Origin of the sequence: Salinispora sp. H7-4 (assembly GCF_013416675.1) — a bacterium.
Taxonomy (GTDB): domain Bacteria; phylum Actinomycetota; class Actinomycetes; order Mycobacteriales; family Micromonosporaceae; genus Micromonospora; species Micromonospora vitiensis.
In genome coordinates, this window is the sequence record NZ_JABZED010000026.1 from 1 (window position 1) to 205 (window position 205).

A 205-nucleotide genomic window follows, 5' to 3' on the forward strand; every position below is an offset into this window, starting at 1 on the left:
AGCCCTGCTCACCGTCGACGTCAACGGTGATCGTCACCAGAGTCTTGCTGCCCTCGCGACTACGAACGTCGGTGACCACACGGCCCTGGTTCTGCCGCGACTCGACGTCCGTACCCAGGACCCGGTCGCCCTCCTTCACGTCCTCGATCGGCTTGGTACCACCATCGGCCAGCAGCACCTTCGTACCCGGGACGAAACTGTTGCA

The 205-nt window shown here is 63.9% G+C and carries 1 protein-coding gene; it reads right to left on the reverse strand.

The genetic code is table 11. The features are described from left to right. On the reverse strand, positions 1-205 hold a 205-nt coding region (locus tag H0524_RS13750), incomplete at both ends, for a Hint domain-containing protein (protein ID WP_180198994.1).